The following is a 10627-nucleotide window of genomic DNA, read 5'->3' on the forward strand; positions in this document are numbered from 1 at the left end:
TATTAAGGTGCGCCCGTTGCACTTTTTAGCGCATCTGGTAACCTTAATGGGCCTTAACAATTGTCCTGTCAATCTTTTTGTGCAAGTCGTGAGCTATAAAGATTAACGAAGGGAAGTGCACATTGATCAATGCAAGCCAGATGAGAGCAGCGCGCGCGCTGATAGATTGGTCGCAAGGCGATCTAGCCGAGAAGACCGGCCTTGCCCTTGCGACCATCAAGAGAATGGAAAAAATCGGGCCCGGACGCAGTTCCGCCGATAATGTTCAAGCTGTGAAGAGCGCGCTGGAATCTGGCGGGGTGATGTTCATTGAGCAGAACGGGAATGGTCCAGGAGTGCGTTTAAGAGACCGCAGCAGTTAACCTTTCGTTAACCATACGGGCGGACCATCCGCCCTACCCACGGTTACGGGCGGGGCCCTGTTACCGGATGGTTTTGATGGAACTCTCCAAGTTAACGCCCGAAGAAAGATTGCAACGGAAGCGATCAGAAGGTCGCGCTTGGCAGAGAAATAATCGTGAAAAGGCCACTGCGGCGCAACAAAGATACCGTGCTACCGAAAAGGGCAAGCGACAACGAAAAGCCTATTCGGAGAGGAATAGGGAAAAAGAGCTGGCCGATAAAAAGGCTTATAGAGAGAAACATAGAGAGCACATAAAAGCTCGCATGCGCCAGTATCGTAAGGATTGTCGAGAGCGATTGAGTGAATACAATAGGCAATATAACCGAACACATGTCGAGCAAAACCGACAGTACTATCGCGATAGGCGGCAAAAGAAACAATCAATCAACACGGTGCGGTACTCGCCTGATGTGGTCTATGCCCACGTGAGCAAGGTTATCTCTCGGGCGTTTCCCCGGCACATGCGCGATGATCTGATATCTTCGATCCTCCTTGCGGTGCTGGAGGGGAAATTGCTTCTAGACCACGTCGAGAAGCGCGCACCGGAGTTCGTGCGCTCCTACAACCGGGAATACGATACGTTTGCAGCCGTATCGCTCGATGACTTTATCCCCGGGACCGAGATTAGACGCATCGACACGATTGCCGCTCCTGAACCATATGAGCTTGAGGAGGTCTGACCGCAAGCACTGATCAGGAAGGCGAGGACTGGAAACTCAGGCGCTATATGAGTAGGGACAAAGGCGACGGATCGAATAGCGAGTAACCACCGTGGACGCCCAAGACAGGCTGTCGACGGTGGCGAATAGATACCCCAAGGGTTCCATGTCACGCTCAATAGCACTTCCTGAAAATCAATTGCGGGCCATCATGCGCGCGGCTCGCAAGGAGGGTGTGCGAGTCGAAGTCAAGCTTGGCGCGGTCACGGTTCTCATCATTCCAGCCACGTCAGACTGCTCTAGTAACGCCATTGACGAAGAAGATTTTCGGCTGTGACCACAAATACGAACCGCCCTCGCCTTCGAGCATCAGATATCAAGACCGTTGTGAACGCTCTGCGATCAGCGGGACTTGAACCGCTATCGTTGGATATCTTGCCTGATGGCACGTATCGCTGGAATTTCAGCCCACCAGCAGACGATGACGAAGCCTCCCTTGACCGCGAATTGGCAGAATGGAGTAAGAAACACGGTTATGACTGAGGTTCGCCCTGATATCGGTGTTGCGCGCCATTAGCTGCCTGCTTGCCCGCCAACCGTTTTGCGGGCAGTCTCGCGCGATGTGCAATCTGTACAACATCACCACGTCGCAGCAGGCCATACGTGAGTTGACGCGCACGCTGCGCGACCTATCCGGCAACCTGCCGCCGTCGATCGATATCTATCCAAACACCCCAGCCCCTGTGGTCCGCAACGCGCCAGACGGTGAGCGCGAGGTCGCAAACCTGCTCTGGGGCATGCCGACGCCGATCGAGCGCGTGAAGGGAAAGGCGGACTACGGAACGACGAATATCCGCCAAACCCAATATTCCCACTGGCAGCAGTATCTGGACATCGGCAATCGCTGCGTCGTCCCGGTGACGAGCTTTGCCGAACCATCACCTACTCCGGGCGACAAAGACCCGGAGACAGGTATCCAGCGGAATTTCTGGTTCGCGCGCGACGAAAGCCGCCCGCTGTTCTTCTTTGCTGGCCTTTGGACGCGGTGGCAGGGCGTCCGGAAGGTCAAGGACGGCCCTGGCGATTTCGAGCTGTACGGCTTCCTGACTACGCAACCTAACGGCGTCGTCGGACCGATCCACGAAAAGGCCATGCCGGTCATTTTAACGACCGAAGAGGAAATCGAGCTTTGGCTTACCGCGCCCTGGCCGGTTGCCAAGAAACTCCAGCGACCGGTGCCTGACGATGCCTTGATAATCGTGGGCAAGCCGGCAACGCAGATCAAGTTTCCGCAGGGCGTTTCAGAGCCGCCAGAGCAACCTTCCCTGTTTTAAGGCGGCATGTCGTCATCGCGCCAAACTGGCCGGCGAATCCACCGGATTTCCACCAGCGTTCGAACCCTGATCTTCTCTTTCACGATTTCAGAAGCGGTCGGGTGGACCGTATCGATGTCTAGGTATTCTTTCTTGCCGCATTTTTCGCAGAACATCTTACTGACAACGCGCTCAAGCTCGATGTTCCCGTAAAGCTTCCATAGATCGCCTGGATAGTAATGGCGCTGGATCTTGCACGTTCCGCAGCGAATGCGGATCAGGTGACGCAGTTCGTTGGCATGGGCCAGCGTCCATTCCGTCCCACGTCTACGGGCTCCGCTGGTATCGGGCATTTCTCTCCAGGCTTTCGGGTAAAGGCTTGACTTGACTCTATGTTCTCATTTTGTTCTTATGGAGTCCATGCCTAACAGGAGGTCCCGCCATGGACCACATTGTCACGCTTGATGCTCGGCAAGAGGCTATTCTGCAGACCACCGCCGAGAAATTCGTTCGTCTGCACGGCGGCGATATGATGAAAGCCCTGAAGGAACAGATGGTCTTGAACGCACACCTTCAGGAAAAGCTCGACCGCCAGGACCGCAAGCCAAAATCGCTGGTCTGAACCATGTCGGACGAAAATCTCACGGCCAGACAGCAGACTGCCCCAAGGCAGATCGAGAACCACCTTTGCGACCACAGCAGCGGTTGCAGAAAGGTCGCGCCGTTCGGCGTGAATACTCGGAACGGCACGCTCTGGTATTGCTCCACCGAACATCGCGAAGAATCAGAGAAAGACAGGGTGCCGGGCTTTTAGGAAGGGGTGAGACAATGTCGATCACAATCCATATCCCAGGTGCAAACCCGGAAGAAATCGTTCGGGGCCTGCTTGCAGCGCAAGCGGTGTTCGACAAGGCCGGCGTGACACCACTTCAGGCGGCGGAAGCGCAATACGCCATGGAAGGCTGGGATATTCTGGGCTTTGAAGGAGAAGGACCAGACAATTCCGACATATGCGACGTCTGGCGGGAAGCCGATGTGGCCGCGGTGGAAGCCTGCTGCAAAGGGTGGGCGAAGGATAAGGTTCCAGACACCGCCGAACTGGAATTGTCAGCCAAGACCATCGGTGACGCGCGTCCGAAAAACACAATGACGAAGCGGAGCCGTCGGTAAGAAGCCCGCCGTCGCGAGGGCAGCGAAGGCGGGCTCTATGCCGCCGGGGAGTGAGTGAACGCCGGCGGTTTCCGCTCCTCGCATAATCCCAGAAATTAGCGGCAGGAGGCAAACGCTCGCCTTGCGGCAATGTTCCCTCCAAATTCACTGGCACGGCAGGAGATTCGGTGATTATGTGGTTGAGTAGCCTGACCCCCGTCGGCTGCATGGCCGGCGCGAAGACCCCCAAGTCGCCCAAGTCGCGTCGGCCTCTCGTTGGAGGATGCGATGCCACAACTTCACGCCCGAGGTGTTGAACTGGTTGTCGAGCTTCTGGACGCCGCCGAACATCTCGAAAAAATGCCCGCCGCTGAGATCAAAAAGCTCTTGCGCGAAACATCGCTAGTTCTGGGCGATCTATTGGCTCGGGATATCCCCCCGACTCGTAGACACGCGGCAGCCGGCTGATCATGTCCGATAACACCTTACCGCGGCAGAAAGCGCCGAAGCTGATCGTCGTCATGGCATTCGACCGAGACGAGGAAGGCGAGCTTCAGCCGGCGTTCGATCCAATGGAGCAGCAGACCGAGGACCGCGCGATCAGAACGGCGAAGGGACTGGCGGGAAAGCATGCCGGTGTCATCGCCTGGAGCCGAGAGGCAAACCCGACCGTCGGAGAGTATGGCGAGCCCACGACGCTGTTTGTGGCCGGTGAAGTGCCGGATATGGAGTGATTATGCCGGTTTTCTCGACCAAACCTGATTGATGAAGGCAGAAATAGATAATTGAGCCAGATCAATTATTTCGCTCTCTCGTTGCATATACCATGGAGCGATCATGGAAATTATTGGACGAGGTGTGTCACCCTGAAATTCAACAAAGCGTCCTTTCTGCTTTCGCTTCGAACGGGCGAATAGTTCGCGGTAACGACGCGGTGTGATGCCGAAGAACGGCACATATTCAACCGATGGATATTTCTCATAGATACCGCGTGACGATCCTTCGATCTTCACGGAGTCTGAGTGTAAATCGGATGTGAGGCTCTTCGGATAAGGCTCCAAAAACACTACCTTTGCGATACCCGAGGCCACGATGTGCTTAGAGCACATATGACAGGGGAAAGTGGTACAGTAAATTGTTCCTCCTACCACCTGAATACCAAGTCGGGCAGCATCACTAAGTGCACACATCTCAGCATGAACTATTCGGCCATACTCCAGAGCGTCCATAAACTGCGAGCGTTCCAATTGTTTCGTCTTCTCTTCACCCAATCGGAACCCTTTTCCAAGAGCTATTTCAAGCACTTCATTGAGAAGCTCTTCTTTGCGAGCATCATTGCTGTCGCCATGTAATTTGTATTCTCGAGCATCAAAGATATCGTCGGCCCAGTATGTCCCACCGCCGGCTTTGGGAACCTCATTTGAACCCAGACAAGCAATTTCACCAGAACTTCGGAAGATTGCTGCGCCGACTTGGCGGGAAAGATCGAGGCTTCTTAGCGCGGCGGAATGAGCTACAAACATTCCGTACTCTAGCCTGTTCGGCGAGTAACGGTTGGAGCCGAAAAGGAGATCAACGAACCGATCCACTTGGCGATCAATCTTATTGAGGTCGTCGACCTTGTCAGCATTCAAAACCAAGTCGGCATATTGAAAAATCTTGCCGACTTTTTGACCGTGAGGAACGTCACGCTCATCCTCGTCTCTAACCACCAGGAACTCAGCCTTGTCACGAAACGCATTGCGATCCCCGCGCTTTTCGTCGTGAGCCATGGCTTTCGATAAATTGTCGACGCGAATATCACGAGCGGAGTACACGGAGATTTGAAAAAAAGATTTGCCATAGACCTCACTGAGTAGATGAAGTTCATCTTCAGTCTTTAATTGATCAACGATGTATATTTTGCGCTCAAATCCTTTGTTTAACTTATCTGATAGTCGATTTTCAACGATACTTGCAATAGCCATTGCAGATAATATATCATTTCCAAGGTTTTCTCTCAAATAATTACCAAAATCAATGTAACTATTTATCCGGCTGTACTTGTTACTCTCAACAAGTTTATTATATGACAGCGGTTTAGCGATATCTCCCATTATTTTTGAGAGCTTTATATGGTAAATATCATAATTCATTTTTTTAAATGACGAATGTAGCGCGGAAATTACTCCAGTGACGTCGGTACCTACCGGCGATACTATACCAATTACTATCTCGGGACATTCTATGTCAGGACGTTTGAACGTTTTGGTGGCCATATCGTTGAACATTTGTTAATAAAATAATGTCGGGATAAAACTCGAAAAACGGAGCCAGCCCTATGACCATGCAACCAGCACTTGCTGAACGCCGTCCTGACCGCAATGATGATGGAGAACTGCTAGTTAAGCAACTCGCGAGTTTGGTTGAGAAAAATCGTGAAGCGTATGACGAAGCATTGGTTGAAATCCGTTCGGCCCAATCGACGTTTTGGACGGACAGACGCTTCGATTCCGACCAATAAATTATCGAATCAACACACATTCGGTCGAGGTCATTAACAGGCTAGCCCGCCACCCCTTTCGGAGCGGCGGGCTTTTATATGACATCAGCAAAATGATCGCCTATCCCGTTTTTGGGATGATGTAGGTTCGGGCGGTCTTCGCGATCGATCCTCCGCCAAGGCTTGGACAGTTGCTGTGAGCGCGGCCCCAGCGTTGGAAAGCCCGACGATGGCTATGCCGCACCTCCCGAATGAGGGCGGTGTTTCGGATGGCTTGCACGATAGGCGCTCAACAGCGATTCTTCGTCCGTTATTCCGGATTCGAACAACGCAAGAATATCGTTGGCAATTTCCATCCCCTGCATACTACCGGTTGGATGGCCGAATTCGCGGCGCAGCCTCTTGCAGACATCGCGCAAGAACGAGCTCTTTTCGTCCATCACTCTCGTATATCGCCGTTGCAAATCGCTCCTCCATCGCAGTTGCAACAGCCCCCACTGGTATAACTTGACGGAAATTGCCCAGAAAGTGAATGCCAAGCCTGTCCATCGCGATTAGGCTGGCGGCGGACGGAACCAACCCAGGATTTTCGTCACCGATTCCCAGAACATGACTGCCCCGACTGCAATGCCGATCGTGGTTATGGCGAGCCATTTCGTCACCTTTCCGAAGCCAACAATCATACGGATGATCGGCAGGCCGGTCTTGATGGTGGCGATGTCATCTGGGCTGAGTTCAGAAAGGAACTCGCGCGTTTTCGTCGGGAGCTCCACCATGCGGCGGGCCGGCTCTTGGTTTTCATCCATGCTCAGGGCCTCCAATTGCACCACCGAACGCCCTTGGCGTTATGCGTGTTGATCTCGTCCAGTTCGGCGCGCGGCGTGTCTGCCGTGGCGTCTCGGCGTGGGGAATTGTGGTCGCACCAGACCTGCCGTGGGTTTTCGACCGGCGCGGGAAAGCTGGCGCAACCTGCAAGGAAAGCTGACAGGATCAGCGCTCTGCCCATCGCATGGCCTCCTTGCGCGCCTCGTCGTCGCTCATGCCTGCGGCCTGGCGTTCGGCTGCCGTGGCTTCGCGATCCATCTCAAGGCGTTCTTCGGCTGCGGCGAGCTTGTCACCGGCCTGTTTCTCGCGCTCACGCCCCGCGCCCCACAGGACGGCTTTGAGGATGGTGATCAGCCACAGGAGAAAGACCGCGCCGCCGCCGATCAGGTAGCCGTTGCCACCCGCGAAAAGGGAAAGCAGCTTTTCAAGCATTTGGGTTGTCCTTGATGACGTAGCCGGCGGCGAAGATGACCAGCGGCAGCGTTGCGGCCATCACTTCCGGGTCGTACCATTCGGGCGCCATGTTCCTGAGCAGCAGCCCAAGGATGGAATGCGCCGCACCGGCAACGACAGCCGCGGTGAGCTTGCGCGTCGGCGCGAGCGTCGGTTGATTGACGGTTCTCATTTCTTGCTCCTGAACATCAAAAGGATTGCGCCGAGAAAGGCCAGCCAGCCGCCGGTTGGCTTGGCGGGCGTCGAGTTGTTGGCCGTAAAGGTCATGGGGCTCGCCGCAGCCTGCGCCTGACGCTGCGCTGCAACGGCGGCTTGGTATGCAAGCTCATCCCATGTCTGCGGCCCGACCTTGCCGTCCGAGACGAGATTGTAGGTCTTTTGGAAGGCGACGACCGCCGCTTCTGTCTTCGGGCCGAATGCCCCGTCAGTGGCGAGCCCGAGTAGCCCTTGCAGGCGCTTCACGTCCGCGCCCTTGCTGCCTTTCACCAGAACCGGGTTTTTCGGCTTGGTGGCTGGTGCCGCGACCGCCGCCGGCGAAACCTTCAGATCGATCGCCCACGGCTTGGTGCTGTCGTAGGATGCTTTGTCGGGCTTCACCGACAGATGGACGTGGTGATTGTGCGGGTTTTTGCCGGTGTAGAGCCGCCATTTCCACGGCGACGGACCATCCGAGCCGCTGGCAATCTTCTTGTTGCTGATGACGTATTTGATACGACTGTCCCGGGAAGCGAGCAGCGCATCCGCCAAGGCTTCGCTGTCGATGCCGTGCGCCGGATCGTGGGTCAGGTCCATACCGGTAACGATGCCGGTTTTCCCATCCTTCACCCATGGATTGTGATCCGACGAGCGCGAAGCATGCGCGGCATCGCCAATCGTGCCGTCGCTGATCTTCGATCGGTTTGGCGAAAGCGCGTTGATCTGCGCGCGCAGGGTTTCAAGGCTCTTTGCAAGACGCCAGGTCATGGCGCGTCCTTTCCCGCCGATAGATCGGCGCGATTTCAGGTTTCGGATTTTGGGGAGAGTTGAGGGCCTACAGGTCTTTCGCCTGAAGCCACAGGGCGTCAATCTCCGCGTCGGTCATGCCGACGATCGGCGCGATCACCGCAAAGAGAGGATCGGCGCGCTGGTAGGACAAGGCGAAGTCGAGCTTCGCTTGAGCCACGGCCCGCGCTGCCGGATCGGCTATGCCGTCGATCGCCTCGATGATCGTGCCTTCAATGCCGGCAATCTTGAGCATGGCCCGGAATTGATAGGGAGACAGCGGGTAGTCGTTCGGATCAATCGAGGGTGACGGCGGCGCGTATGGCTCGATCGTGTTCCCTTCGGCTTCCCATGCAGCCAGCATGTCGCGGTGGCGGTTGCCGGGAAAATTGGGGACAGTGACAGTCTCGCCGCCGATCACCGCCAGGATATCGCCGGCTTCAGTGAATTTTGCCTGTTCGATCATGGTCAGAACTCCGCATCTGCAACGACATGGACGGCGAGCGCGTTTCCCGCCGTGCCGCTGGCGACCGCGAGGTAACAGCCGCCTTGGCTGATGGAACCGAACGTCAACGTTCTGTCGGCGTTGGCAGTCGTATCGCGCGCCGTGCCTGTTGCTCCTGTAGAGGGGTTGTAGCTCGTCAGAGATGGCATGAGCCGCATCTGAACCGGGAATTTTGCGGTGGTCACACCGCCACTCGCTGAGACAACATTCCACGAATAGGAGCCGGGGAAAGAGAGGGCCCCGGGTGACACTCCGTCCGCATAGGTGTTGAAATAGTAGCGCTGGCAGAGCGAAATTTCCTGCTGGAGCGCGCGCGGCGAAAACGGGTCGGTATCCCCCATCAGATCGCCTTCGACCAGAGACACACGCGAGATGTCATAGGTTGCGGTAGCGAAATTCCCAACAGAACCGTAGGCGTTGCCGAGCAATGTCCCGCTCTGCTGGGCCAGGACGAAAAAGAGGGAAAGCCGGTCGTTCCCGTCGCTTCCAAGCGTTTTCGTGTTCACCGCAGGGACACTGAATGTAAAGCTGAACTTCTGGAACGAAGTCGTCAGGGTGAATGTCGCCGTACCATTCGGGGCAACCGGCACTGAGGCAGAAAACCCGCCACCAGTGCCGAAATTCTGCGTGAGTTGAACGGCACAAGTCGTAGTGGACGCCGCCTTGGCGTAGAAGGTGAGCGTGACCGTTTTTGCCGCAAAGGTGTCGACGCGCTCAATCTTCTGTTCAAGGTAGACGGCGGAATTGGTTGCGCCGCTCTGGACGCCCGTCACCTGAAGGCGATGGAAGAACCGTGGATTGCCTGGAACTGTCGCCTGGCCGAAAGTGTGAGCCTGTCGGGAAAGATTGATGGCATTCGATCCGGTGCCGGGGTTCGGGCTTTGGATTACGCCGGCCCACCGATCGGCCTGCATAAGAGAGAGGGCCAAGCTGGAGCCGCCCGAGCCGGAAGTTCCAAGATTGGTCCCGCGCTGCCAGACCTCAAAGTCACCATTGATGACCCTGTTGCGGAAGCCGGCAATCTGCGGCGTGTTTCGCTTCTGGACGCCAGTGCAGCGCCAGTTCCCCGAGCCGAGCGACCGGAACGTGATCACGTCGCCGTTCTCGGTCAGGATATTGTTCGACCCTGGCAAGATCAGGCTGGAGCCGTTGTGCACGATGGTGCTGGCCCCGGTGAAGTACAGGACGCGCTCAGAACCTGCCGAGACGGTTCCAAAGCTGGTGATGGTCGCGGCGCCTGTGACGCTGACCACCACGCCGGTAGCGCTGGCAAGGTTCGTCGTGGCGGCAGCCGCGATATTTGAGGAAACAGTCGCCAGAGCATCCGCTGCACCGATAACTGTGGTTGCCCCGGTGCCGCCGGCCAGGATCGGTCGCACCGTGTTCGCATCCTGCACAAGATCATCGATGAAAGTGTTGTACTTTCCGCTCTCGATGACCGTGTTTGGAACGCCTTTTGTACCGGGCGGTTCGGCGTAGACGCCATTTACACGTGGCATGGGCTGTTCTCCATGAGAAAAGCCGCCCCGGTGGGACGGCAACAGTTCTGATTTTCGGGGGACTCGACTTTTTACCAGCAGGCTTTCATGATCAGCCCGGGTTGGGAGGTGGATACGATGGACAAAATATCCGAACAGATCGCAGACGTGCGCGGCGAGGCCATGGCGGGCAGATTGCTGGCTACGATTGCCTTGGACTTCATCTTGAGGAACACCAACGACAAGAACGCTGCACTGGAATATTTCACGATGCAGATCGATCGCGACTTGAACGGTGCAGAATTCGTTGGCGGTGACGCCAATCTGAACGAGAAAGTGCGCGAAATAGCCAGGCTCCGATCGCATCAAGCAATCGATA

Annotated in this window: 18 protein-coding genes; 8 read left to right on the forward strand and 10 right to left on the reverse strand. The window is 55.9% G+C overall.

Annotated features, from left to right (window positions below; genetic code table 11):
* Positions 1–122: 122 nt before the first annotated feature.
* The 3 genes from WBQ96_RS18850 to WBQ96_RS18860 all read left to right on the forward strand — a co-directional run bounded on the left by WBQ96_RS18850 (position 123) and on the right by WBQ96_RS18860 (position 2396).
* Positions 123–362, forward strand: coding sequence for a helix-turn-helix domain-containing protein (locus WBQ96_RS18850; protein WP_336552832.1), 240 nt, complete (start codon positions 123–125; stop codon positions 360–362).
* 76 nt (positions 363–438) lie between these two features.
* Entirely contained in the window at positions 439–1083 is a 645-nt protein-coding gene (locus WBQ96_RS18855; RefSeq protein WP_336552831.1) for a hypothetical protein, read from the forward strand.
* 599 nt (positions 1084–1682) lie between these two features.
* Positions 1683–2396 (forward strand): SOS response-associated peptidase, encoded by a 714-nt coding sequence (locus WBQ96_RS18860; protein WP_336552939.1) that lies wholly within the window; start codon positions 1683–1685, stop codon positions 2394–2396.
* On the opposite strand, the gene WBQ96_RS18865 is transcribed toward WBQ96_RS18860, so the two are convergent.
* On the reverse strand, positions 2393–2728 hold the full coding sequence (locus WBQ96_RS18865; RefSeq protein ID WP_336552830.1) for a hypothetical protein: 336 nt from the start codon (positions 2726–2728) through the stop codon (positions 2393–2395). The genes WBQ96_RS18860 and WBQ96_RS18865 overlap by 4 nt on opposite strands.
* An 89-nt stretch (positions 2729–2817) precedes the next feature.
* Here WBQ96_RS18865 and WBQ96_RS18870 point away from each other — a divergent pair, with 89 nt between their 5' ends.
* From WBQ96_RS18870 to WBQ96_RS18885, 4 genes are all read left to right on the forward strand, one after another.
* Positions 2818–2997 (forward strand): hypothetical protein, encoded by a 180-nt coding sequence (locus WBQ96_RS18870; protein WP_336552773.1) that lies wholly within the window; start codon positions 2818–2820, stop codon positions 2995–2997.
* Between the two features lie 206 nt (positions 2998–3203).
* Positions 3204–3545, forward strand: coding sequence for a hypothetical protein (locus tag WBQ96_RS18875; RefSeq protein ID WP_336552829.1), 342 nt, complete (start codon positions 3204–3206; stop codon positions 3543–3545).
* 267 nt (positions 3546–3812) lie between these two features.
* The gene (locus WBQ96_RS18880) at positions 3813–3992 is read left to right on the forward strand and encodes a hypothetical protein (RefSeq protein WP_336552828.1); all 180 of its coding nucleotides are present in this window, start codon (positions 3813–3815) and stop codon (positions 3990–3992) included.
* Between the two features lie 2 nt (positions 3993–3994).
* Positions 3995–4258, forward strand: coding sequence for a hypothetical protein (locus tag WBQ96_RS18885; protein WP_336552827.1), 264 nt, complete (start codon positions 3995–3997; stop codon positions 4256–4258).
* Here the strand turns inward: WBQ96_RS18885 and WBQ96_RS18890 are convergent, their stop codons facing one another.
* Entirely contained in the window at positions 4259–5782 is a 1524-nt protein-coding gene (locus WBQ96_RS18890) for an anti-phage dCTP deaminase (RefSeq protein ID WP_336552826.1), read from the reverse strand.
* A 62-nt stretch (positions 5783–5844) separates the two neighbouring features.
* Here WBQ96_RS18890 and WBQ96_RS18895 point away from each other — a divergent pair, with 62 nt between their 5' ends.
* Entirely contained in the window at positions 5845–6027 is a 183-nt protein-coding gene (locus WBQ96_RS18895; RefSeq protein WP_336552825.1) for a hypothetical protein, read from the forward strand.
* Positions 6028–6239: 212 nt separating this feature from the next.
* Here the strand turns inward: WBQ96_RS18895 and WBQ96_RS18900 are convergent, their stop codons facing one another.
* The 8 genes from WBQ96_RS18900 to WBQ96_RS18935 form a co-directional block, all read right to left on the reverse strand.
* The gene (locus WBQ96_RS18900; RefSeq protein WP_337035910.1) at positions 6240–6449 is read right to left on the reverse strand and encodes a hypothetical protein; all 210 of its coding nucleotides are present in this window, start codon (positions 6447–6449) and stop codon (positions 6240–6242) included.
* A gap of 111 nt (positions 6450–6560) precedes the next feature.
* Positions 6561–6812, reverse strand: coding sequence for a hypothetical protein (locus WBQ96_RS18905; protein ID WP_336552823.1), 252 nt, complete (start codon positions 6810–6812; stop codon positions 6561–6563).
* Between the two features lie 2 nt (positions 6813–6814).
* Complete coding sequence (locus WBQ96_RS18910; RefSeq protein WP_336552822.1) at positions 6815–7012, reverse strand: hypothetical protein; 198 nt, start codon at positions 7010–7012, stop codon at positions 6815–6817.
* Positions 6997–7263 (reverse strand): hypothetical protein, encoded by a 267-nt coding sequence (locus WBQ96_RS18915; RefSeq protein WP_336552821.1) that lies wholly within the window; start codon positions 7261–7263, stop codon positions 6997–6999. The genes WBQ96_RS18910 and WBQ96_RS18915 overlap by 16 nt, the downstream gene beginning before the upstream one ends.
* A complete protein-coding gene (locus WBQ96_RS18920) occupies positions 7256–7456 on the reverse strand; it encodes a hypothetical protein (protein ID WP_336552820.1) in 201 nt (66 codons plus the stop codon). The genes WBQ96_RS18915 and WBQ96_RS18920 overlap by 8 nt, the downstream gene beginning before the upstream one ends.
* Positions 7453–8247 (reverse strand): peptidoglycan-binding domain-containing protein, encoded by a 795-nt coding sequence (locus tag WBQ96_RS18925; protein WP_336552819.1) that lies wholly within the window; start codon positions 8245–8247, stop codon positions 7453–7455. The genes WBQ96_RS18920 and WBQ96_RS18925 overlap by 4 nt, the downstream gene beginning before the upstream one ends.
* Positions 8248–8314: 67 nt before the next feature.
* Positions 8315–8731: a hypothetical protein gene (locus WBQ96_RS18930; RefSeq protein WP_336552818.1), complete on the reverse strand. Its 417-nt coding sequence runs from the start codon at positions 8729–8731 to the stop codon at positions 8315–8317.
* Between the two features lie 2 nt (positions 8732–8733).
* Positions 8734–10617: a hypothetical protein gene (locus tag WBQ96_RS18935; RefSeq protein ID WP_442920856.1), complete on the reverse strand. Its 1884-nt coding sequence runs from the start codon at positions 10615–10617 to the stop codon at positions 8734–8736.
* Positions 10618–10627 lie beyond the last annotated feature (10 nt).

Source organism: Mesorhizobium sp. CCNWLY176, from assembly GCF_037153935.1.
Classification (GTDB): domain Bacteria; phylum Pseudomonadota; class Alphaproteobacteria; order Rhizobiales; family Rhizobiaceae; genus Mesorhizobium_M; species Mesorhizobium_M zhangyense.

Excerpts from the sequence above, each read along its gene's own strand:
- WBQ96_RS18915 (WP_336552821.1), bottom strand. The coding sequence starts at position 7,263 with ATGCTTGAAAAGCTGCTTTCCCTTTTCGCGGGTGGCAACGGCTACCTG.
- WBQ96_RS18875 (WP_336552829.1), top strand. The coding sequence starts at position 3,204 with ATGTCGATCACAATCCATATCCCAGGTGCAAACCCGGAAGAAATCGTT.
- WBQ96_RS18885 (WP_336552827.1), top strand. The coding sequence starts at position 3,995 with ATGTCCGATAACACCTTACCGCGGCAGAAAGCGCCGAAGCTGATCGTC.
- WBQ96_RS18930 (WP_336552818.1), bottom strand. The coding sequence starts at position 8,731 with ATGATCGAACAGGCAAAATTCACTGAAGCCGGCGATATCCTGGCGGTG.
- WBQ96_RS18920 (WP_336552820.1), bottom strand. The coding sequence starts at position 7,456 with ATGAGAACCGTCAATCAACCGACGCTCGCGCCGACGCGCAAGCTCACC.
- WBQ96_RS18860 (WP_336552939.1), top strand. The coding sequence starts at position 1,683 with ATGTGCAATCTGTACAACATCACCACGTCGCAGCAGGCCATACGTGAG.
- WBQ96_RS18855 (WP_336552831.1), top strand. The coding sequence starts at position 439 with ATGGAACTCTCCAAGTTAACGCCCGAAGAAAGATTGCAACGGAAGCGA.
- WBQ96_RS18925 (WP_336552819.1), bottom strand. The coding sequence starts at position 8,247 with ATGACCTGGCGTCTTGCAAAGAGCCTTGAAACCCTGCGCGCGCAGATC.
- WBQ96_RS18880 (WP_336552828.1), top strand. The coding sequence starts at position 3,813 with ATGCCACAACTTCACGCCCGAGGTGTTGAACTGGTTGTCGAGCTTCTG.
- WBQ96_RS18865 (WP_336552830.1), bottom strand. The coding sequence starts at position 2,728 with ATGCCCGATACCAGCGGAGCCCGTAGACGTGGGACGGAATGGACGCTG.
- WBQ96_RS18895 (WP_336552825.1), top strand. The coding sequence starts at position 5,845 with ATGACCATGCAACCAGCACTTGCTGAACGCCGTCCTGACCGCAATGAT.
- WBQ96_RS18890 (WP_336552826.1), bottom strand. The coding sequence starts at position 5,782 with ATGGCCACCAAAACGTTCAAACGTCCTGACATAGAATGTCCCGAGATA.
- WBQ96_RS18910 (WP_336552822.1), bottom strand. The coding sequence starts at position 7,012 with ATGGGCAGAGCGCTGATCCTGTCAGCTTTCCTTGCAGGTTGCGCCAGC.
- WBQ96_RS18905 (WP_336552823.1), bottom strand. The coding sequence starts at position 6,812 with ATGGATGAAAACCAAGAGCCGGCCCGCCGCATGGTGGAGCTCCCGACG.
- WBQ96_RS18870 (WP_336552773.1), top strand. The coding sequence starts at position 2,818 with ATGGACCACATTGTCACGCTTGATGCTCGGCAAGAGGCTATTCTGCAG.